This window comes from Streptomyces sp. S4.7 (assembly GCF_010384365.1).
GTDB lineage: Bacteria > Actinomycetota > Actinomycetes > Streptomycetales > Streptomycetaceae > Streptomyces.
Window position 1 is genome coordinate 5,943,209 of the sequence record NZ_CP048397.1, and the last position, 21,183, is coordinate 5,964,391.

The 21,183-nt window shown below is 69.7% G+C and carries 15 protein-coding genes, 2 pseudogenes and 1 riboswitch; of the genes and pseudogenes, 5 read left to right on the forward strand and 12 right to left on the reverse strand.

Features of this window, described 5'->3' with window-relative positions; translation table 11 throughout:
* Positions 1–128 precede the first annotated feature (128 nt).
* Both SSPS47_RS26500 and SSPS47_RS26505 read left to right on the forward strand, forming a co-directional pair.
* Positions 129–416, forward strand: a complete 288-nt coding sequence (locus tag SSPS47_RS26500; protein ID WP_164253148.1) for a hypothetical protein — start codon at positions 129–131, stop codon at positions 414–416.
* A gap of 59 nt (positions 417–475) precedes the next feature.
* Positions 476–808, forward strand: coding sequence for a DNA-binding protein (locus SSPS47_RS26505; RefSeq protein WP_239065338.1), 333 nt, complete (start codon positions 476–478; stop codon positions 806–808).
* A gap of 304 nt (positions 809–1,112) precedes the next feature.
* Here SSPS47_RS26505 and SSPS47_RS26510 read toward each other — a convergent pair whose 3' ends face one another.
* The 4 genes from SSPS47_RS26510 to SSPS47_RS26525 all read right to left on the reverse strand — a co-directional run bounded on the left by SSPS47_RS26510 (position 1,113) and on the right by SSPS47_RS26525 (position 6,812).
* Entirely contained in the window at positions 1,113–3,152 is a 2,040-nt protein-coding gene (locus SSPS47_RS26510) for an ATP-binding protein (protein ID WP_164253150.1), read from the reverse strand.
* Complete coding sequence (locus tag SSPS47_RS26515) at positions 3,149–3,871, reverse strand: DUF4255 domain-containing protein (RefSeq protein WP_164253151.1); 723 nt, start codon at positions 3,869–3,871, stop codon at positions 3,149–3,151. The genes SSPS47_RS26510 and SSPS47_RS26515 overlap by 4 nt, the downstream gene beginning before the upstream one ends.
* Before the next feature lie 16 nt (positions 3,872–3,887).
* Positions 3,888–6,029 (reverse strand): VWA domain-containing protein, encoded by a 2,142-nt coding sequence (locus tag SSPS47_RS26520; RefSeq protein ID WP_239065056.1) that lies wholly within the window; start codon positions 6,027–6,029, stop codon positions 3,888–3,890.
* 156 nt (positions 6,030–6,185) lie between these two features.
* The gene (locus SSPS47_RS26525; RefSeq protein WP_147875222.1) at positions 6,186–6,812 is read right to left on the reverse strand and encodes a response regulator transcription factor; all 627 of its coding nucleotides are present in this window, start codon (positions 6,810–6,812) and stop codon (positions 6,186–6,188) included.
* Positions 6,813–7,024: 212 nt separating this feature from the next.
* Here SSPS47_RS26525 and SSPS47_RS26530 point away from each other — a divergent pair, with 212 nt between their 5' ends.
* Positions 7,025–8,362, forward strand: coding sequence for a hypothetical protein (locus SSPS47_RS26530; protein WP_164253152.1), 1,338 nt, complete (start codon positions 7,025–7,027; stop codon positions 8,360–8,362).
* A gap of 48 nt (positions 8,363–8,410) precedes the next feature.
* On the opposite strand, the gene SSPS47_RS26535 is transcribed toward SSPS47_RS26530, so the two are convergent.
* The 5 genes from SSPS47_RS26535 to SSPS47_RS26555 all read right to left on the reverse strand — a co-directional run bounded on the left by SSPS47_RS26535 (position 8,411) and on the right by SSPS47_RS26555 (position 13,580).
* Positions 8,411–9,283, reverse strand: a complete 873-nt coding sequence (locus SSPS47_RS26535; RefSeq protein ID WP_164253153.1) for a DUF4157 domain-containing protein — start codon at positions 9,281–9,283, stop codon at positions 8,411–8,413.
* A 217-nt stretch (positions 9,284–9,500) separates the two neighbouring features.
* Positions 9,501–10,076, reverse strand: a complete 576-nt coding sequence (locus tag SSPS47_RS26540) for a TerD family protein (RefSeq protein ID WP_164253154.1) — start codon at positions 10,074–10,076, stop codon at positions 9,501–9,503.
* Between the two features lie 251 nt (positions 10,077–10,327).
* Positions 10,328–10,915, reverse strand: a complete 588-nt coding sequence (locus SSPS47_RS26545) for a TetR family transcriptional regulator (RefSeq protein WP_164253155.1) — start codon at positions 10,913–10,915, stop codon at positions 10,328–10,330.
* Positions 10,916–10,924: 9 nt separating this feature from the next.
* Entirely contained in the window at positions 10,925–12,052 is a 1,128-nt protein-coding gene (locus SSPS47_RS26550) for an NAD(P)-dependent alcohol dehydrogenase (RefSeq protein WP_164253156.1), read from the reverse strand.
* A gap of 118 nt (positions 12,053–12,170) precedes the next feature.
* Complete coding sequence (locus SSPS47_RS26555; protein WP_164253157.1) at positions 12,171–13,580, reverse strand: VWA domain-containing protein; 1,410 nt, start codon at positions 13,578–13,580, stop codon at positions 12,171–12,173.
* Between the two features lie 163 nt (positions 13,581–13,743).
* On the opposite strand from SSPS47_RS26555, the gene SSPS47_RS26560 reads away from it, so the two are divergent.
* Complete coding sequence (locus SSPS47_RS26560) at positions 13,744–14,010, forward strand: UBP-type zinc finger domain-containing protein (protein WP_164253158.1); 267 nt, start codon at positions 13,744–13,746, stop codon at positions 14,008–14,010.
* On the opposite strand, the pseudogene SSPS47_RS26565 reads toward SSPS47_RS26560, so the two are convergent.
* The 3 genes and pseudogenes from SSPS47_RS26565 to SSPS47_RS26575 form a co-directional block, all read right to left on the reverse strand.
* Positions 13,995–14,300 (reverse strand): annotated as a pseudogene (locus SSPS47_RS26565) (ATP-binding protein); the annotation flags it as partial. The gene SSPS47_RS26560 and the pseudogene SSPS47_RS26565 sit on opposite strands and share 16 nt — an antisense overlap.
* Positions 14,301–14,473: 173 nt before the next feature.
* The gene (locus tag SSPS47_RS26570) at positions 14,474–16,375 is read right to left on the reverse strand and encodes a Dyp-type peroxidase (RefSeq protein ID WP_239065057.1); all 1,902 of its coding nucleotides are present in this window, start codon (positions 16,373–16,375) and stop codon (positions 14,474–14,476) included.
* Positions 16,339–18,204 (reverse strand): galactose oxidase early set domain-containing protein, encoded by a 1,866-nt coding sequence (locus SSPS47_RS26575; protein WP_164253160.1) that lies wholly within the window; start codon positions 18,202–18,204, stop codon positions 16,339–16,341. The genes SSPS47_RS26570 and SSPS47_RS26575 overlap by 37 nt, the downstream gene beginning before the upstream one ends.
* Before the next feature lie 452 nt (positions 18,205–18,656).
* Between SSPS47_RS26575 and SSPS47_RS26580 the strand changes: the two are divergent.
* Positions 18,657–20,577, forward strand: a pseudogene (locus SSPS47_RS26580) (glycosyl hydrolase family 28-related protein).
* 443 nt (positions 20,578–21,020) lie between these two features.
* Positions 21,021–21,181: riboswitch (cyclic di-AMP (ydaO/yuaA leader) on the forward strand.
* Positions 21,182–21,183 lie beyond the last annotated feature (2 nt).

Genomic DNA, 21,183 nt, shown 5'->3' on the forward strand with positions numbered 1-21,183 from the left:
CGCCGGGTCGGGTTGGTCGGCGTGTCATGTCATCTTCATATGGACGTTGCGCACTGCGTGTGTTGCGGGGCTGACGGCCTCCCTACCGCCACCACACGCTGTCATAGAACTTTTGTTTGAGTTGATTCGTGACGATCTCTTCCTATGCTCCCGGTGAGGGGCCCACCAAATCCGACTCCGTGTCCGTCCACGAGGGCACCATCGAGGCCGTGCGCTCCCGCGTCGGCAAGCGTGGGATCTCCGGATACGTCGAGGCCGCCATACAGCGCCAGATCGAACGCGACGACCTTGCCGAGTTGATCGCCGCGAACGAGGAGATCCACGGCCCGCTGACCCCCGAGGACATCCACGCCGCCGAGGAGAAGCTGTTCGGTCCCACCGACAAGGGAACCGGCACCGCTGAGGCCGCGGCGTGAGCGGTACGTGGGTACTTGGCAGCGAGGCCCTGTCCCTCTATCTGCGTGCCGACAAGGGGATGACGGCGCTCTTGGCCGTGGCGGCCAAACGCGACGTGCGGGTCATCGTCAGCGCGCTCACTCTGGTGGAGGCTGACCCCAGCGGTGCTCACAAGGCACGCATGTCCTGGGCTCTCTCCCGGCTCGTCGTCGAGCCTGTGACGAAGGAGACTGCATCCCGCGCCGTTGAGATCCTCCGGGATGCCGGCGGGCTCGCAGGCCATAAGTACGCCATCGACGCGGTGGTCGCGGCCACCGCTCTCCGTGAACCAGGACCGGTAACCGTCCTCACCTCCGACACCGAGGACATGCTTATGCTGTGTGGCACGGCTGTAGCCGTCGTTGAGGTCTGACCCGCCGGACCTGCTGGCGCCTATCCCTCAGCCGTACCGCCTCGCTTCGCTGTGCCGAGACGACGCACTCGCCCGAACAGCCACGGTCGACACTCCAAGGTCGGCGTCGGCCGCCGTAAACGACGATCGAGCGAATGCTGCGGCGGAGCCCGTCGGATGACAGCCGAGTCCTGAACCCACCCATTGGTAGATGTGCAAGGGACTCGGGCCGGCACGGAGCGACATGGCTGAGCGCCTGCTCGTGAAGCAGGAACGTGTCTGCCACCGGACGTTGTCGCACGACCCTGCCAAGGGCGCTCGCCGCCTACCCCTGCACCAGCCCCAGATACGGCCCGAACTCCGACGCCAGGGTCAGGCGGCCCAGCTTCTGGTACTCCCGTTGGATCGCGTGGATCAGCGTCTCCATCGTCACCGCGCCCCCCGTGTCCGCCGCCAGGTACGCCGAAGTCACCGCTATCGAGCGGATGTTGCCGCCCGCCAGTTCGAAGTTGGACGCGCAGAAGTCCAGGTCCAGGTCCGTGCCGCGGGGGAGGAGCGGGCCCAGGCAGCGTTCCCAGAGCTGGAGGCGTTGGGGTGGGTCCGGGAGGGGGAAGTCGATGACCAGGTCCAGGCGGCGGGTGAAGGCGTCGTCCAGGTTGGCGCGGAGGTTGGTCGCCAGGATGGCCAGGCCGTCGAAGGACTCCATCCGCTGGAGCAGATACGCGCTCTCCACGTTCGCGTAACGGTCGTGCGCGTCCTTCACGTCCGAGCGTTTGCCGAAGATCGCGTCCGCCTCGTCGAAGAGCAGGACGCCGTTCACGCCCGCCGCCTCCGTGAAGATGCGCTCCAGGTTCTTCTCGGTCTCGCCCACGTACTTGTCGATCACCGTCGCCAGATCGACCGTGTAGAGGTCCAGGCCCAGATCCGCCGCGATCACCTCCGCCGACATCGTCTTGCCGGTCCCCGAGTCGCCTGCGAACAGGGCCGATACGCCTCGGCCCCTGCCACCCCCCGGCCGCATCCCCCACTCGCCCAGTACCCGGTCACGGTGGCGCGCGCGGGCCGTGAGTTCGCGGAGTTGGGCGTGGGTGTCGGGTGGGAGGACCAGGTCGTCCCAGGTCACCGTGGGTTCGATGCGGCGGGCGAGGCGGTCCAGGCCCGCCGCGTTCTGGGCGCGGGCTCCCCGGCGTACGTGGTCGGCGGTGAGTGCGCCGCCCGACAGATGGGCCGTCTGGGCCGCGCTACGGGCCGCGGCCGTGACCTGTTCCGGGGTGAGGAGGAACGGGGCCAGCAGATGGTCCGCGTCGACCTCGGGCGGCGGCGGGGCCGGGGACCACTGCTTGTACGCGTCCGTCCACAGGGCCCCGCGCGCCGACGGCTCCACGCGCGGAGCGTGCAGGAGCAGCGGGGGAACGGTGGACCACGACGCGTCCCAGGGCGCTCGGCCCACCAGGATCGTCGGCACCGGGGTGGCGGTCAGGAGCCTGAGCAGGTGCGGGTGTTCACGGCAGATCGCGTCCAACGGGGCGCAGACCAGACCCGCGTTCGTGAGGCGGGCCTCGCGGACCAGGGCGCGTACCGCGTCCGCCGGTGAGGGATCTTCCGCCAGCCGTGCCAGGTCCAGGCCCAGCACACCGAGGCCCGCCGCCGTCAGCGCCGACGCGGCCAGCGCCGTACCCGCGCCGCCCTGGTCCTCACTGAGGTAGACCAGCTGGACGCCGTCGGACAGGACCCCGGCGAGCGGCGCCGGGTCGCCGACGCCCCGTACCGCGCGCCACGGTGCCAGCAGATCCGCGAGCCGTGGGTCGGGGGTGTCGTCGCCCAGGAGATGGGCCGCGACCCGGTCCGGTACGCGCAGCGCGCGGCTCAGGAACGGGCGGTCCAGGTCCTCGACCAGGAGCAGTCCACCGGCCCGCAGTGGCGACCGGGCCGCCAGTCGGGCACGGGCCTCCTGATCCGCCGGCGTCGAGCCGCACAGGCCGAGGGCCAGGCCGACGGACGGGCGCCGGCGGGTCACGTCGTCGTTCAAGTAGCCGTAGAACGCCTCGAACCGGTCGTCCAGATCCGGTACGAGCGCGATGAGCAGGATCTCGGTGTCGAGTGGGGTGAGGGTGAACTCCCCTGCCAGGAAAGTGAGTCGGGAGTCCGAGGAGCCTTCGAGCGGCTTTTCGTCAGGGGGCGGGTACGAACGCGCCCCCTCCTCGTCCAGCAGCCTCGCGACGTTCTCCTCCGTCAGATACAGGCCCCGGAACGCGTCGTCCGGGTCCGGATCGGTGGCCCGCCTCGCCTCGACCGCCCGGCGGACCCGCTGCTCCACCGCGACCGCCCGCGCCAGCAGGTATCGCAGGTTCGAGGCTGCCTTCATACGTCCTCCGGCGTCGTGCCGCGCGTCTCCGTGATGCGGACGGCGCCGGGCGGTCGCCGGGGCGCCGGTTCCCGTTGCGGCCTGCCGGGCCGCGACCCGTACACCGGCTGTCCCGCGCCCTCAACCCGCTCCCGCTCCCGCGCCGGCACGTCCCCGAACCGCGCCCGCAGACCCTCGTCACCTACCGGCGGACCCGCCTCGTAGATCGGCGACGACGTGACCGGAACGCTGATCACCAGGTCCAGCGACGGCTTCAACTCACCGCCCAGCGCGCTCCACACGTCCGCGAACGAGCGGTCCTCCGGTGGCGGCAGTGCGATCGACATCGGCACCGCCGCGCCGATCTCCGCCAGGGATCCCGCCAGCCGTTCCGGCGGCAGCGCCTCGTACCGCAACAGGCACGCCAACAGCGAGGAGAGCAGCCGGTGTTCGTCCTCGGGGCGCTTGGTCCATGCCGTGATCAGATACGACAACTTGAAGTAGCGCGGAGGGCGGCGACGCGCGACGATGGCGCCGCGCTCGTCGTACTCGTTGTGCAGACCGCGCTCCCGTCGCCGCATGTCCTCGCGGATGTCGTAGAGGTAGAGGTTGACCATCGGCGAGTTGACCTTGGCCGCCCACTCCCTCGTCGGCGCGTCGAAGACGACCGCGATCGGGCCGCCTTCGAGGACCTCCGCGCGGATCAGAGCCCGTAGGACGTCGTCCACCTCGTGGATCATTCAGCTACCTCGCCCGTCACGAGCGACCCTTGAAGTCCGGTGGCTGGAGGTTGCGTTGCACCACCAGGACCGGTTTTTGGAGCCGGGGCAGGTCGGTGGCGTCCGCCCGCAGCACGCGCGGGCCGAGCGTGTCCTTGCGCAGCACCAGCATCTGCACCTCGAAGGTGCCGTCACGGCCCACCCGTATGCCCGACCTGTCGGCCGTGATGCCGAGGGACCAGGTCAGACGTACGGTCTTGCCCGGCGGGTAGTCCTTGCCCCGCGCCAGCACGGGCTGCCCCGGCTTGGCGACCAGCGGCGTCACTTCGAGCGAGGGCTTGAGGACGCGCAGCCGGTCCGTGTCGCGGTTGTTCGCCGCACGGCGGTCGGGCAGTGTCCCGCGGACGGTGGCCCGTACGTCACCGGTGATCGCCGCGCGATACGTCGCCGTCTGTGCCACCTCGATACGGCCCCCGGCGGGGATCGTGCACGGCCGGGCGGCCGTGCAGCGGTTCAGCGCCGGCAGGGTCCGGTCACCCGCGCGGGACGGCGCCGGCCAGGCCGCCGAGAGGACCACACCCCTCGCCGCGTCCGGTCCCGCGTTGGTGACCGTGAACTCGGCGCGGGCCGGGCGGCCGATGTACGTACGGTCCGGGCTGACGTCCACCCGTACCGCGATGTCCGACGAAGGCGGCACGGGAGGCTCCAGCACCTCGAACTCCGCTGTGTCCGTACCGGTGTTGCCCGCCGAGTCCGTGGCCGAACAGGTGACGGCCGTCGTGCCGACCGGGAAGAGCGCGCCCGACGCGGGATCGCAGGTGACGGGCAGCTCACCGTCCTGGGCGTCCGTGGCCGTGGGCGTGAATCTGATACGCGCGCCGTCGTCGTCCTCCGCCCTCACCGTGCGGTCGTCCACGGTGACGACCGGGTCGTTGACGTCGTTCACGGTGATGCTGATCTTCTGCTGGAAGTCGGGATCGGGAACGGCGGCGGGGCCGAGCGCGTCCGTCCCCGGTACCTGGGCGCCGAGCTGGAGGAACTGGACCGTACAGGTCAGGGTCGTGCCCTGGGGGGCGTCGGCCGACACGTCGACGGTCTCCGTGAACCGGGCCGTCTGGCCGCTGATGAGCCGCCTCGTCGGCGGGTCCAGGGCGACGGTGAGATGCGGGTCGCAGTCGTCGAGCTGATGACCGACAGAGGTGGGCAGATTGTCGAAGCCGGCGATGATCGCCTCGGCCGTCTCGTCCGGCTGGATGCCCTCCAGCAGGCGGCCACCGGTGGCGTCGATGATCCGTGTGGCCTGGCCGCGGGTGGTCGGCGGATCTTCGATCTGGCCGGGGAAATCAGGGTTGTTGGCGTTCCCGTTGCCGTTCAGGCCGTCCCCGCGGTCGCTGTCCACCTCGACGCCGATCACCCGGACCCCCTTGTCCTGGAGGTCGGCGATCGTGTCGTCGATGGTGTGGCCGTTGCTCGGCGCGTGACTGGAGGCATCGCTGACCAGAACGACGACCGGGCTCGCGCCCTCACGGAACTCCGTCTGGCCCCCGGCGCCGTTGGCGATCTCCCACAGACCGTTGATCCAGTCCTCCGACGGGCCCATGCTGAAGCCGCCGAGGTCCGTCCGCAGCCCGTTGACACCGATCTGGACCAGGCCCATGTCGTTCGTCAGGCCCTGGAGAACCCGGAATCCCGCGTTCGGTTCGTCGACCTCCTGGTCGCCGAACGTGGCGACCGCGAAGCGCGACTCGGGCTCCGCGGCCAGGATCTTGTCGGTGATGGCGGGCAGATTGGTCCGGACGCTGTCGATCGGATCCTTCATGCTGGCCGTGCCGTCCACGTCCTGCATGCTGGCCGTGCCGTCCACGAGCAGGACGACGTCCGGGCTCGGCGGGATCGCGGGCGTCCGCACCTGCTTGGCCACCCCCGTCGAACCGCCCGGGTCGAGCGCCTCGTCAAGCGTGGCCGGCGTGACCCATGGGTCCGGCGGTACGGGGACGTGTATCGCCGCAGGTGTATCCGTCACCGGCGCCGTGTCCGCCACCGCCGACGCGGGCGTCAGACCGGCGCCCAGCAGGAGCAGGACGAGCGCCGCCGCGCGCCGCGCGCCGCCCCGCCGGGGCCGTACGCGCCCGGCCCGCCCACGCGCATGTTCTCCCTGCTCCGGCCGAATCCACGCCACCTGTTCCTCCCCCGTCCCCTGACATGCCCCTGCGCCCCGGACATGCCGCAGCGCCTGTACGGTCCCGTAGAACTCCGTTGCGTACAGCGGAAGTCGAGCCACTGCCACGGGTAAGCACGATTGCCCTTTGGTGCAATCTCAGGGCATTCGCTGACGTCAGATAAGACCTTGGCGCATCGCGTAAGCCACCGCGTGCGAGCGATTGCGCAATTGCAGCCGGGTCATCACGGAATGCAGAACGTTCTTGATCGTGCGCTCGGAATACGCCAGCTTCGTCGCGATATCCGCTGTGTCATAACCTTCGGCGACCAGCCGCAGCACATCGACTTCTCGCGCCGCCAGCCCGGTGAAGTGCAGCCCGCGCGGACCGAGCACCTGGCCCTGGAGTCTGCCGACCTCTTCGAGGAGACGGCCGAGCAGGTCGGAGGGCAGATGTCCCTCGCCCCGCGCCACCGTCCCGATCACCTGGACCAGGTGCTCCGGCGTCGACTCGGAGCGTCTGACCACACCCGCGACGCCGCACTCCGCCGCGCTCACGAGCTTCTGCTCGTCGATGTCCGTGGTGACCAGAACCGTGCGGCAGGTGCTCGTGCGCTGGATGTGGCGCAGTGTTCGCAGCGCCTCCTCGTCGACCGTGTCCACGACGATGACCACGACCTGGGGCGAGACGTCCTCGGCGTCCCATTCCATGACGCTGACCTCTGGACGTGCTCTTAATTGACTGGCGACCCCGGCCCGCGATATCGGATCTTGGGCTCGTAACGCGACAGTGGTGCGTTCCATGCGAATGCTCCCCCTGGGCGACAGCCTGAAGCGTCACAGCAATGCACAAGCCTCACAGCTGCATGTGATTGCCCCATCCGTTGTGAGGCGGACTGAAGATTCCCGCCTTCACCGACAAGGAAACTGAAACGTTGTGGCGGGCATCGAATCTGCCCGAAAGTGTTCCTTCGCGGCCGATGTGACACCGGGTCACCGACCTTACGGTCCCGGGTATGAGTCTCACCGCCAGTCTGGACGAATCGTCCGTCGCCGCCGCACCGGGCGAGGAGACGGCCCTTCCGTTACAGGTCCTGAACTCCGGCCGGACCGTGGAGGAGTACCGCTTCGAGGTGGTCGGCGCGTGCGCCGCCTGGTCGGCGGTGGAGCCCTCGGTCCTGTCCCTCTATCCCGGCGACTCCGGGACCGTGTCGCTCGTGCTGCGCCCGCCCCGCGACTCGACGGTGCCGGCGGGCGAGACAACGTTCGGCGTCCGGGTGGTGCCGACGAGCGAAGAGAGCGGGACGGTGGTGCCCGAGGGCCGGGTGACCGTCCTGCCGTTCACCGAGACGACGGCCGAGCTGGTCCCGCGCAGCTCGCACGGGTCACGGAGCGGACAGCACCGGCTCGCCGTCGACAACCGGGGCAACACACCGGTCACCGTGAAGCTCGGAGCCCAGCCCGGTACGGAGCTGGCGCGGGTCGTCTTCGCCGTTCCCGAGCTCCGCATCGAGCCGGACCGCGCCGAGTTCGGGAAGCTGCGCGTGCGGCCGGCCAAGCGGATGTGGCGCGGTACGCCGGTGACGCACCCCTTCCAGGTGTTCGCCACCCCGCAGGCCGCCGAGGACCAAGAGCCCCTGGAACCAGTCCTGTTGGACGGCTCCTACCAGCAGGAAACGATACTGCCCGGCTGGTTGCCACGGGCGCTCGTCGTCGCCGCCGTGGTACTGATCGCGCTGGTCGGCCTCTGGTACGCGCTGCTGCGCCCGGCGGTGAAGTCGGCGGCCCGGGAGGCGGTCACGCCCGACGCGGTACGGTCGGCCGTCGAGGCCGACAAGAGCGCGTCACCGGACGGGCAGGACCCCGACGGGGGCGGCCCGGCCGGTGCCGGTTCCGCCGGTGGCGACTCCACGGGCTCGGGCGACGGTACGCCGGGATCCAGCGAGTCACCCAGCCCCGGTTCCTCGGCGGACGCCGCGGCGACCACCCCGACCAGCGCGCAGGTGCGGGTCAGTGACTCCGTCGGGGGCGGGGCGAACACGGGGACGGCCCTGCGGGTACCGGCCGGGCAGACCTTCGAGCTGACCGACATCGTCGTGCAGAACCCGCAGGGCGACGCGGGAACGGTCGTCGTCTCGGCCGGGCCGGAGACGCGCGTGCTCAGCCTCGGGCTGGAGAACTTCCGCGACTCCGACTACCACTTCGTGACGCCGATCCTGGTGCCTGCGGGAGGCACGGTCACGATGACCATCGACTGCCGCAGGGTCGGCAGACCGGTGGGCGCGCCGGCGCCGTCGCGCTGCACGGAGTCGCTGTTTCTCGGTGGCAACATGCGCCCTGCCCAGTCGAGTTGAGGGACCATCAGTTAGATCGGCCAACGCCTGAGTTCGCGCCGTACGGGCTCAGGCGGGGGGCGCTTCCTCCTCCTCCTCGGGGCCACCCGTCGCGGCCCGCTGGACGAACGAGCCCTGTACGTCCGCGGGTTGCTCCTCCTCGTCCTCCGTCGCCTCCCGCTGTACGGAGGCGGCGGCGGTCGCCGGAGCCGGGACTGACGCGCCGTCAGATACGTTCGCGGGGGCGGCCGGTACCGGGTCGGCCAGCACGCGGTCCGCGTTCGCGACGGCCTCCCGCTCGAAGCGGTCCGAGGGGTCGCTGACACGGATGCCGCCGGGCGCCTCCGTCCCCTCCACCGGTCCTTCCCGCTGCTGGATCACATGTGTCAGCTCATGCGCGAGGGTGGTGCGGCCCTGCGGCGACGAGGGGTCGTAGGCGTCGCGTTGGAAGACCACGCTGTTGCCCACGGTGTACGCGTGCGCGCCGACGCCCTTCGCCGACTCGTGGGCTGCGGCGTCGTTGTGGACGCGTACGTCGGAGAAGTCCGCGCCCATCCGGTTCTCCATGTCCGCCCGGGTGTCGGCGTCCAGCGGGGAGCCGCCCGACGACACGACCTCGTGGACCGGCGAACGCCGCTCCTCCTCGGCCTCGGCCCGGTCCGGCGAACCGCTCCGTGAGCGCTGGATCATCGGGCCGAGCGCGCTGTTGCCCACGGCGCGCTGGAGAGCGCCCATCCCGGCGACGCCGATCACATCGGCCCGCCCTCCGGCCGCCGCGCGGTAGAGGTGATGAGCCCGCTCGGAGACCTGTCCGGAATCACGTGCGTGGCCATGCCGGCCGTCCTCGTGATCAGCCACTTGCTCACGGTCGTGGCCGTGATCGTGGTCGTGGTCGTGGTGGTGTTCATGGCCGTGATCGAGGTCGTGTGCGTTCATCGTCATCTCCCCTGACCGCACCGGTCGTTCGGCTGCCGGGCCGGGGTCCGCGCCGCGGCGTTCCCCACACTCCACCCTTTGCCGCCGACGCCGTCCCGGTCCAGGCCGCGCACCGGCCCGGCCGGGGCACCCGGCGATGCCCCATCGGGCAACCCGGAAAGCGCGACGCCGCCGGACCCGGAAGCCTGACGGCTGCTCCGGGTCCGGCGGCGCGGTGTTCGGCTCAGACGCCGACGCCGAAGTCGGTGGCGATGCCGGAGAGGCCGGAGGCGTAACCCTGGCCCACGGCGCGGAACTTCCACTCGGCGCCGTTGCGGTACAGCTCGCCGAAGACCATGGCGGTCTCCGTCGAGGCGTCCTCGGTGAGGTCGTAGCGCGCGAGTTCGGCGCCGCCGTCCTGGTTCACCACGCGGATGAACGCGTTGCGGACCTGGCCGAAGCTCTGGCTGCGCGACTCGGCCTCGTGGATGGAGACCGGGAAGACGATCTTGTCGACATCGGCGGGGACACCGGCGAGGTCGACCTTCAGCGACTCGTCGTCGCCCTCGCCCTCACCGGTGAGGTTGTCACCAGTGTGCTCGACCGAACCGTCGGGGCTCTTCAGGTTGTTGTAGAAGATGAAGTGCTGGTCGGAGGGGACCTTGCCGGCCGCGTTGACCAGCAGCGCGCTCGCGTCGAGGTCGAAGTCGGCGCCGGTGGTGCTGCGCGCGTCCCAGCCCAGGCCGACGAGCACCGCCGTCAGGCCCGGCGCTTCCTTGCTGAGCGAAACGTTGCCGCCTTTGGAGAGGGAAACTCCCACGATCTTCTCCTGGTGCTCGAAGGTATGGACTGAGTAAAATCTACAACACTGTAGAAATTGTGAGCGGCGCAGGGGGAGTGGTGCGCGGGCGGGCGGGCGGTTGTGCGGACGGATGGTCGGACGGACGGACGGACGGAGCGGTGCGGGGGGTACGCCCCGCCCCCCGCACCGCCGACTGTCGGCCGTAGCGCTTGCTTCTACAGCACTGTAGAAACTAACAGCACGGGTACGGCGGCACACACCGGACAGCCCTACGGTGTGAACGCCCGCCGCACCGTGAGTGCGAGCGCCGCGCGGCGGCGGTCGTGGGCCGACTCCGGTTCGTCGTCGCTCGCGGCGTACATGACGCTGGCCGGCGACCAGGTCATCGACATGGCCGTGACCATGGCGAGCACTTCTGTCGCCGGGATCGACGGGTCGACGACGCCCTGCGCCTGTGCGTCGGTGATCGACCGCAGTTTCTCGGTGTCGTGCCCCGGCATGAAGTGGAACAGGTCACCGGTGGGGGTGCGTTCGAGGCGGGCCCAGGTGGCCAGGCGGACGAGTTCGGGATGGACGAGGTAGGCGTCGTACAGCCGGACCGCGTAGCCGGGAAGATCGTCGCCCGTGGCGGGGACAGTGCCCACGATCAGGTCCAGGTGCTCGGCGAAGACGGCGTCGAACAGCTTGTCCTTGTTGCCGAAGTACGCGTAGAGCTGCGCCTTGTTGACCTGGGCGGCGGCGGAGATCCGGTCGACGCGCGCCCCCGCGATGCCGTACGCGGCGAACTCCGCCGTCGCGGCGTCGAGCAGCCGCCGCCGGGACGCCTGGCCCGCGCTCGTGATCTGTCCCGTCTTCATGGCTAAAGGCTAAACCAACTGGTTTGTCGCTTTGTCGGCACTGCCGGTGGCACCGGCGCCGGCAGTGGCGCGGACAGTGGCACCGGGACCGGCACCGTCGCCGCCACCCGCCGCCATGTCCAGGACGAACCGGTATCGGACATCGTTGCGTGCGAGCCGGTCCAGCGCCTCGTTGACCTGGTCCGGGCGCATGACCTCCACGTCGGCGACGATGCCGTGCTCGGCGCAGAAGTCGAGCATCTCCCGCGTCTCGGTGGTCCCGCCGCTCCCCGTGCCCGCCAGTGTCTTCGCTCCCACGATCAGGCTCAGCGGGCTGACCGTGAGGTCCTCCGGCGGGATGCCCACCACGCACAGCGTGCCGTCCATCGCGAGCGCGGACATGTACGGCTCCAGCGAATGCGCGGCGCCGACCGTGTCGAGGATGAGGTCGAAGCGGCCGGTCTGCGCGGCCATCTCCTTCTCGTCCGTCGACAGGACGACATCGTCGGCGCCGAGCGCACGCGCCTCGTCCGCCTTTCCGGCCGTGCGCGTGAACTGGACGACCTCGGCGCCCATGTGGTGGGCGATCTTCAGCGCGAGATGTCCCAGTCCGCCCATGCCGACGATGCCGACCGTCCGGCCGGGCGCCGCTCCCCACCGCTTCAGCGGTGCGTACGTGGTGATGCCCGCGCACATCAGCGGCGCGGCGGCGGCCGGGTCGAGCCCCTCGGGCAGGTGGTAGGTGAACTTCTCGGGCAGTACGTACTCCGACGAGTAGCCGCCCCGGGTCGTGAGGCCGTCCTTCGGGTCGGTGCTGCCGTAGGTCAGCGTCGGATACCGCAGGCACCAGTTCTCCCGGCCGGCCAGGCAGGGCGGGCAGGCGCCGCAGGAGTCGATGATGTTGCCCACCGCGACCTTGTCGCCGACCCGGAAGCGCGTCACGGCGTCGCCGGTCGAGATGATCTCGCCGACCATCTCGTGGCCGGGTACGACCGGGAACTCGCCGCCGTGGCTGACGGTCGAGGTGTCGGTGGCGCAGACACCGCGGTACTCCACCCGCACGGCGACGTCGTCGCCGAGCAGATCGCGGCGGGTGAATTCCCAGGGCTCCAGCGGGCCGCCCGCTCGGTGGGCGGCCCATCCGGTGACGTTCCTCATGGCGGATGCTTCCCTTTCACAGGTAACTAACTAGTTTGTTGTCTCATTGGGCAACGCACTCCCCAAGCTTCCGACCGTCAAAAAAACTAGTTTGTTTATTCCCTTCGGTGCGACCGGCTCAGCGCAGGATCCCCGCCTGCCGTGCCTCCCGCAGCCATGACGGGAACTCCGACAGGAGCCGGTCGTACAGCTCCGGATCCGAGACCCGCTCGATGTCGTCCACGGCGAAGAAGCCGACGTTGTCGACGCGGCGGCCCGCCATTGTGTCGAAGCGTTGCAGCACCCCGTAGTTGGCCCTGCCGAGTCCGACGAACTGCCAGAACACCGACTCCTCCACGGCCGCGCGCAGCTCCCGCTCGATCTCGGCGTCGCGGTACACGCCGCCGTCGGAGAAGAACAGGACCAGGGTCGGCGCGGGCACGGGGTTCTCGCGCACGTACGCCCGCACCTCGGCGATGGCCTTCTGCTCCTCGTTCTGGAAACCGACCGCCCGCATGTCGACCTGTCCCGCCACCAGGCCCTTCTGCGGCTTCTTACGGCCGAAGAGACTCATCTGCCCCACCCGCACATGCAGGCTCAGCCACTCGGGCAGCTCGCCGATCACCAGATCGGGCAGCCGGGCCGGGTTGGTGGCGAACGTCCACGCCTGCATCTCGCCGTCGTCGTCGAGCTGCGCCGCGACGGCCGCCATCCGCTCGGCGACGTTCTTCACCACGCCGCGTGTGTAGAGCGCGCTCATCGAACCCGAGGCGTCGAGGACGAGAATGACGCGCGCGACCACACCGGTGACGCCGTGCTTGTCCAGGCTGACTGCGACCTGTTCCTTGCGCAGCGAGAGGCGCTTGCGCATGTCGACGGGAAGCCGCTCCTCACCCTTGGTGAGACGGGCGCCGGGCCCGCCGGACGCGGGAGCGGCGGGGGAGGGGACGGGGGGAGCCGGGGGCAGGACCGGCGCCCGGGGCGGTACCGGCGCCGGGGCGGGAGGCGGCACCGGCGCCGCGACCGGAGGCGGCTCCTCGTCGACCGTGATACCGAAGTCCGTCGCCAGCCCCGCCAGCCCGCTCACGTACCCCTGCCCGACCGCCCGGAACTTCCACGCCCCGCCCCGCCGGTACAGCTCACCGCTCACATACGCGGTCTCCGAGCCGGCCTCCATGTCGAAACGCGCCAGCTCCGCGCCCGACGCCGCGTCCAGCAGCCGCAGCCGCAGACCGGGCACCTGCCCGAACGTCCCGCCGTCGGCGGACGCGCACAGCGCCACGCGCTCGATGCCCGGCTCCAGCCGGGCGAGATCCACCTCCACGGAGTCGGCGCCGGGCTGCTTGCCGATGTGGCGTACGGCGCCGGATGTGTGGTGCGGCTGGTTGTAGAAGACGAAGTCGCCGTCGGAGCGGACCTGTCCCGCGTCGGTCAACAGGAGGGCGGATCCGTCCACGTCCGGTATGCCGGGTCCCGCCGACCAGCTGAGGACGGCCCGCACGGAGGGGACCGTCACCGGGAGATTGGCGCCTTTGCTCAGTGTCGTCACGGCAGCCAGTCTGCCCGCCGACGGATCCGAAGTCTCCGGACTTGACGGACTTCGCGGACTTCTGGGTCCCCGCGGTCTCTACGGACCCGCGTCCCCTCCCTCCCGCCCGTCACCCGTGGCTCTCCGACGCGCCCCCGGCGCCCCGCCGCAGTACGGTGGCGGTATGGGTACATGTACAGATCTCGCCAACGCGACTGCTGACGTGGCGCCCCTTTCGAGCACCGACGAATGCGTCGACTGCGTCGCACTCGACCGCCGGGACTGGGTCCACCTGCGTCTCTGCCTGTCCTGTGGACACGTCGGATGCTGCGACAGCTCACCGCTACGGCACGCGACCGAACACTTCACACAGACCGGTGACCCCGTCATGCGCTCCCTGGAGCCCGGCGAGGAGTGGCGCTGGTGCTTCACGCATCAGCTGCTGGGCTGACCGTCTCCCCGGCCGTCCGACTCTCCGGCCGCCGGGCCGACCGCCTCCTCCTCGATCGGCAGGCACACCTGGAAACGGGTGTCCCCCGGCCGCGAGGTGACTTTGAGGTCCCCGTGGTGCTTGTTGACCACGATGCGGTACGAGATGTCCAGCCCCAGCCCCGTGCCCTCCCCGACCTGCTTGGTCGTGAAGAACGGCTCGAAGATCCGTGGCCGCACGTCCTTCGCGATGCCCACCCCCGTGTCCGCGATCTCGACCATCAGCCGCTTGTTCTCGAGCCAGGTGCGGATGTCGCGGGCGACGGCCCGGGAGACGGCCGGATCGTCGTCGACGGTCAGAATGGTCGGATTTGCCATACCTCCATCATGGCCCTTGGAGGCGCGAGGTGCGGTGGACGGCGGTTGGGGGGCCGCCGTCCACCGCGGTCGGGAGGGCGCGAGTCACACCCCGCGTACGGGGACGGTCAGTGCGCGGTGTCGGTCTGCCAGACCACCGTCCCGCCGGCGGCGCGGATCACCACGTTGCCGTCCATCAGGACGATGAGCTTGGCGTGCGGATTCCCGGTCGTACGGGACTTCCACACCGGCCGGTCGTCGGCCCCGAGGACGACGAGGTCACCGTCCTCCTGGAAGACCGCTTTCACCCCGCCGGTCCCGGCGGTGCCCGACTCCCAGCGCTGCTCGTCGCGCTCGTCCAGGACGACCAGATTGCCGACCTCCCGCATCACGAGCCGGGCCTTGGCCGTGCCGACGGGCCCGTCGGCGGGGCGCAGGGTGAACGGGGCCTCAAGGATCCGGTCGCCGTCGGGGCCGCCACCGCCGTCGAGCTTGCCGTCGGCGAGCAGTTCGATGGTGGTGAGCGAGGGCGCGAACGCGTACACCGCGCCCTCGGTCCTGACGAACTGCTCGAAGTGCACCTTGCAGCCCTTGAAGCTGACATCGGTCGCCGTGCCGACCAGCGGGTCCCGGCCCGGAGGCTGGTCCCTCGCCGGGAAGTTCGGCTCCTCGATCCAGTCCTTCTGGATGAACTCGAACTGCCGCACCAGGTCGGACTGGTAGCAGACGAAGACCAGGCCGCGCGGTGCGTCCGGGCCATTGCCCGCGCTGCCGGCGGGGTCGAACGGCCGGCCGTAGGGAATGCCGCGGCGCATGATGCGCCGACCGTCGAGCGCGCCCTTCTCCGGGACGGTCTGCTCGTCGCTCGACTTGAGCAGCAGACCGTCGCGCGGGCTGCTCTTGCGCAGATGCGAGAAAAGCGGAGTGATCTCGCCCTCCAGGTCGTCGCGGTAGCTGATGTCGTTGTCCGACCACGCCTCCGCGTCGCTGGGGCTGTCCGCGTGCGGGCACTTCGCCACCGGCGTGCCCGAGCGCCAGCGGCCGACCAGGCGCGCGGCCAGCCACTCGGTCGTCGCCTCGGGCGGCACCTTCCCCTGCTCCTTCAGCTCCTTCAGACGCGCCGCGACCTGCGCCCACCAGCCGGGGACGTCCTGCGCGAGACGCCGCAGGACCTGGAACGAGCCGTTCGTCGCCCAGCCCGGCAGGTCGTTCGGTCTGCCGCCGTCCCGCTCGTGGCCGACGACGAACTCGCCGGCCGGGATGATCCGGGTGCCGGGGCTGCCCTTCTTGTGCTCGGGCCGGTCCGGGTCGGGCTGGTCGAAGCCCTCTACGGCGGGCTCGCTGATCCCGTCCTTGAAGCCGAAGTGCTCCTTGCCCCGCCGGCTTCCCTCCAGGGTCGCTCCGTCCTGCTCGAAGACGATCACGACCTTGTGCCGGGCGGCCTCCTCGCGCTCCTCGGTCAGCGCGACGCGCAGATCCTGCGGCCGGTCCGCGGCGACGGTGAGCACCGCGTGGATCGGCTGCCCCGTGCCGTTGCCGAACAGCCAGTGCTCCGGGGCGCACTGCCCGGTGTCACCGAGCAGGTCGGCGCGGGCCGCGGCGCCCTGCTTGAAGGCTTCCTGCGTACTGCCCGGCGGGACGGACGGGAAGGGATCGCGCCCGGCCAGCAGCCGCACTCCGGGATAGGTGAAGCTGACGACCCGCCATACGGCGTTGAGCGCCTTGGGATCGTCACCGCCGGACTGCTTGCGGGCCCTGCTGAACTCCGCGTTGAACGCCGCGACCTGACGGGTCGTGGCGATCCGGGGCCGCAGCCTGCGCAGCCAGGTCCTGGCGAGGCTGTCGTCCTCGAACCGCAGCAGGAGTAACTGGACATGGTCCTTCTTGGCTCCCGCGATGATGTCGCCCTGGATCTCCCGGCTCCTGCGCAGCGGCAGATCGGCCTCCCCGCCACCGGGCGGGTCGTACGCCGTCGAAGGCTGTGCCCCGTAGGTCATGACCGCGCCCCGCTCGGCTCCAGGGAGACCCACTTGGCGATGCTCGGGACGCCCTCCTCGTTGAGCAGGAACAGCATGTACCAGCCCGGCGGGGCGGCCTCGGCGGTGGGCGGCGCCTGTAGCTCCAGCTCGCCGCCGCCCTGCCGCTTGATGCGCAACTCCACATGCCGCTGGCTGGTGTTGACCGAGTGGGTGGCGGTCGTGGGCGCCAGCAGCACGGCACGCTTCACGTCGTCGGTGGTGGAGCTGGTGACGGTGAACCGCTGGTCGAAGACGAGCGGGCGGGACGGCGCCGAGTCGAGCTCGGGACGGGCTCCGTTGTGGAGGTACGACGGCTCGTACATCTCGATGGTGCCGTCGAGATCATCCTTGATGTTCCGGTCGTTGGCGATCTGCTGCGCCTCGTCGCCGGTGACCATGACACGGCCGTCGGGCAGCACCACGGCGTTCGAGTGGTAGCCGCGCGCGAGCCGCTGGACGGGGCCCAGCCGCCAGTCGCCGTTCTCGTCACGCAGCTCCGTGTGCCGGTACTTCAGGTCCGCGTTCGGGTTGTACTGGCCGTTGCCGTAGTCGCGGATGTCGTAGGAGCCGTTGACGGTCAGCAGGTTCCCGTCGGGCAGGAGCAGCGTGTTGTCCTGCGTGCGGCCGAAGGCCCGCGCCTCCTTGGTCTTCCACTTGCCCGCGGCGAGCTGGTAGGTGTTCGGGTCCGTACGGTCGCCGCCGAGGACCAGGACGGAGTCCGGGCCGCGGAAACCGCCGGGGAGCGGGACCGCCGAGCCGTAGCTGCGGTTCACGGCGTCCGGCCGGTGCGCCAGGTCGCTCCGGGTCTCCTTGACCGGGTCGAAGAGCCACTGCTGGTCGTGGCTGCGGCCGAGCCCGTAGATCTTCCCGTCGCGCAGGCTGAACAGGTGCGGGTAGTCGAGCTTGTACGGCGCGTCCGCGCGGAATCGGTCGACGTGTCGGAACCGGGGGACGTCGGTCGTGCGGTACGGCACCGGGTCGCCCAGCGCGGGGAAGCGCTCCACGACCGGGGTGGGGGTGCCCCAGCCCAGTTCGGACTGGCCGGACATGATCAGCATCCGGCCGTCGGGGCCGGTGACGACACTGGGATACCAGCGGCCGACGGACATGTCCTCGTTCATCGCCCAGGTCTCGCTCCACGGGTCGAAGACGAAGGACAGCTTGGCCCCCGAGCCGCCGTTGCCCCCGAGGTTGCCGCCGAAGACGCCGAGCATCCCGTTCGGCAGGAAGGCGTGTCCGGCGCAGAAGATCGGCGCGGGGCGGGAGATGCCCGTGCTGTCGGGCATGGTGACGGCGGGCGGGGTGACCTTCTTGAAGGCTCGCTCTCCGGTGCCCTTCGCGGGGTCCCAGAGATAGGCGCGGCCCCGGTTGGCCGCGCCGACGATCTGGGTCGGCGCGGTCTCCTTCGTGGGGTCGGTCTCGATCCGCTCGAAGGAGAAGAGGAGTACCTTGCCGGTGGGCAGTTGGGCGATGTGGACGCCGAAGTCGGGTGAGTCGAAGTACTCCTTGAAGGCGCCGAATTCCGACGCCTTGTACTCCTTGTTGGTCTCCGCCTGCGTCTCGGTGAGCATCTTCAGCCGGGCGGTGCGGGTCGCCTGCGGGTAGGTGCCGAGATCCTCGGCTCCCGCGCGGGTGGCGGCGTGCTCCTCGGCGTGTTCGCGTCCGAGCGCCGCCTCCTCGGCGGGGTCCACACCCGCCCTGGTCGGGTGCTCGTGGCGGCCCCCGTCGCTGTGGGCGACAGCGGGGGCGACACCGGCGAGAGTTGAGGCCGCGAGGGCGCCGGCGACAGTGCACGCCGCGAGGGCGCTGGACAGCCTTGTGCGAGAGCGGGGAATTCTCATGAGGCTCGGGCCGGGTCCTTTCCGGGATGGATGGAGCGCGTGGTGCGGCGATGCCGCACCCGGAGCGAATGACTACTCGCAGTAATCATGTTCGTGGCGTTCGGGTGCAAAGGTCCAGGAGAACGAGCGATTTTGCCTCTATGGAAGTAACAGGCAGTTGATAGGGTTCGCTCCCCGCGTGAGCGCCCGGCGCGTGAATCGTCCGCCGCCCGGCCCTGTCCGCCCCTGCCGTGCGCCAAGTCCGCTTCTGGCGCGGGCTGTTGACGAACCCGTGACACGCTTGAAAACTCTCACTGTCCGACCGCAGGACCTGAACTGTGACGCTCAATTATTTGCGGTTCTCTTGCAAGATCGGGGCAGTCGATCTGTCCCGTTTGATCGTGGTCCTGCCGTTCCCCCCACCACGGACCGGCATCTCTCACTCTGTCGACCCCACGGAAACAGAGGACACCATGAAGTCGAAGCACCTCCGACGGCGCCTGATCTCCGGCATATCCATGACCGGACTGCTCGTCGTCGGTCTCCGGCCCGCCTCGTCCGCGTCGGCGGCCGGCCCGCCCGCCCGCGAGAGCCGGTGACACGTCGGCGCGGCCGACCGCGGCCGACCGCGGGGCCGCCCTCCCGTACGTCGAGTACGAGGCCGAAGCCGCCGACTATGACGGCACGTTGCTGGAGGCGGACCCGAAGCGCACCTTCGGGCACACCAACTTCGCCAGCGAGTCGTCGGGCCGCAAATCGGTACGGCTGGACAGCACCGGTGAGTTCGTCGAGTTCACCTCGACGAACGAGGCCAACTCGATCGTCGTGCGCAACTCCGTCCCCGACGCGCCCGGCGGTGGCGGTATCGACGCCACCGTCAGCCTCTACGCCGACGGCGCGTTCGTGCAGAAACTGGACCTGTCGTCCAAGCACAGCTGGCTGTACGGCAACACCGACGACCCCGAGTCGCTGACCAACACGCCCCAGACGGACGCCCGCAGACTCTTCGACGAGTCGCACGCGCTGCTGGAGAACAGCTATCCGGCGGGCACGAAGTTCAAGCTCCAGCGCGACGCGGACGACGACGCGTCCTTCTACATCGTCGACCTGATCGACCTGGAGCAGGTGGCGCCCCCGGCGAGCAAGCCGGCCGAGTGCACCTCCGTCACCGAGTACGGTGCCGTCCCCGACGACGGGAACGACGACACCAAGGCCATCCAGGACGCGGTCACCGCGGACCAGAGCGGCGACATCGACTGCGTCTGGATCCCGCAGGGCCAGTGGCGTCAGGAGCAGAAGATCCTGACCGACGACCCGGACAACCAGGGTCAGTACAACCAGATCGGGATCAGCGACGTCTCGATCCGCGGCGCGGGCATGTGGCACTCACAGCTCTACACGCTCACCGAGCCGCAGAACGCGGGCGGGATCAACCACCCGCACGAGGGCAACTTCGGCTTCGACATCGACGACAACACCCAGATCTCCGACATCGCGATCTTCGGCTCCGGCCGGGTCCGCGGCGGTGGAGGCACCGAGGGCGGGGTGGGTCTCAACGGCCGGTTCGGACAGAACACCAAGATCGCAAACGTCTGGATCGAGCACGCCAACGTGGGTGTCTGGGTCGGCCGGGACTACGACAACATCCCGTCGCTCTGGGGCCCCGCCGACGGGCTGGAGTTCAGCGGCATGCGGATCCGCAACACCTACGCCGACGGCATCAACTTCAGTAACGGCACGCGCAATTCGCAGGTGGACAATTCATCCTTCCGCACCACGGGTGACGATTCGCTCGCCGTCTGGGCCAATCGATACGTCAAGGACCCGGCGGTGGACATCGCGCACGACAACTCGTTCACCAACAACACCATTCAGCTGCCCTGGCGGGCCAACGGCGTCGCGATATACGGCGGTTACGGCAACAAGGTGCAGAACAACCTGATCGCCGATACGGCCAACTACCCCGGAATCATGCTGGCGACGGACCACGACCCGCTGCCTTTCTCGGGTGAGACGCTGCTCATCGGAAACGCGTTGCACCGCACGGGCGGCGCTTTCTGGAACGAGGACCAGGAGTTCGGTGCGATCACCATTTTCCCGGCGAGCCGCGACATCACCGGGGTGAAGATCAGGGACACCGAGATCTCCGACTCCACGTATGACGGCATTCAGTTCAAGAACGGTGGCGGCAACGTACCGGACGTCGAGATCAGCAACGTGTCGATCGACAAGTCCAACAACGGTTCCGGCATCCTCGCGATGGGCGGTGCCCGCGGCAACGCGACCCTGACGGACGTGACCATCACCAACTCGGCCGAGGGAGACGTACTGGTCGAGCCGGGATCGAGCTTCGTGATCACGGGCGGCCCCGGCACGGGGCGGGCGGCCGGATGACACGCCACTGACGGCAGGGCGACAGCCCCGCTCCGCGCCTTCCGTACGGCTCTGTGAGGCGAGCCGTACGGAAGGCGATTTTCGTGCGTTCAGGACACTGCTCGCAAAAGGTGGAAGATTGCAATTTGTCCGCTTTGCGGGGTGGGTGTTATGTGTATCCAGGGGATGACTTGTACCTTTCTGGGCGGTGTTGTCGTCGGCCGGTTGCATCAATGCCCCGTGATGTGTGTCACAGATTCGGCGGACGGTTTCTCCCGTGCCCGCTCCCACCTCCCTTGCGGGAAAGGAAAGTTGAGGCCCGTACCGCCGGGTGGGAATTCGCATTGTTCGCCATTGGATCAGCGAATGGCGGGGCGTGGTGAATTCAGGACTTGTTTCGCCCGGACGTTCTCGCTTACGTTCTCGTCATTCCGGGCGGAACGCCGAATCCTGCCGCTGTCCGGAAACCGCACCCACCCATTCACGTACGGCAGGAGCGGGGGACCCAGGTAAGTCGCCGATCCGGCAATGCCGGACCGGCTCGGGGTGAAGCCGCGCCAACAGCGCGGCCGGGCATCTCCCGCCCGAACCCGACAGCTCACCTCGCAGGCGACGGAGAGGATTTCG

Bases quoted from the DNA above. Each gene is read 5' to 3' on its own strand.
- SSPS47_RS26505 (WP_239065338.1), top strand. From the start codon at position 476: ATGACGGCGCTCTTGGCCGTGGCGGCCAAACGCGACGTGCGGGTCATC.
- SSPS47_RS26510 (WP_164253150.1), bottom strand. From the start codon at position 3,152: ATGAAGGCAGCCTCGAACCTGCGATACCTGCTGGCGCGGGCGGTCGCG.
- SSPS47_RS26515 (WP_164253151.1), bottom strand. From the start codon at position 3,871: ATGATCCACGAGGTGGACGACGTCCTACGGGCTCTGATCCGCGCGGAG.
- SSPS47_RS26525 (WP_147875222.1), bottom strand. From the start codon at position 6,812: ATGGAACGCACCACTGTCGCGTTACGAGCCCAAGATCCGATATCGCGG.
- SSPS47_RS26530 (WP_164253152.1), top strand. From the start codon at position 7,025: ATGAGTCTCACCGCCAGTCTGGACGAATCGTCCGTCGCCGCCGCACCG.
- SSPS47_RS26535 (WP_164253153.1), bottom strand. From the start codon at position 9,283: ATGACGATGAACGCACACGACCTCGATCACGGCCATGAACACCACCAC.
- SSPS47_RS26545 (WP_164253155.1), bottom strand. From the start codon at position 10,915: ATGAAGACGGGACAGATCACGAGCGCGGGCCAGGCGTCCCGGCGGCGG.
- SSPS47_RS26550 (WP_164253156.1), bottom strand. From the start codon at position 12,052: ATGAGGAACGTCACCGGATGGGCCGCCCACCGAGCGGGCGGCCCGCTG.
- SSPS47_RS26560 (WP_164253158.1), top strand. From the start codon at position 13,744: ATGGGTACATGTACAGATCTCGCCAACGCGACTGCTGACGTGGCGCCC.
- SSPS47_RS26575 (WP_164253160.1), bottom strand. From the start codon at position 18,204: ATGAGAATTCCCCGCTCTCGCACAAGGCTGTCCAGCGCCCTCGCGGCG.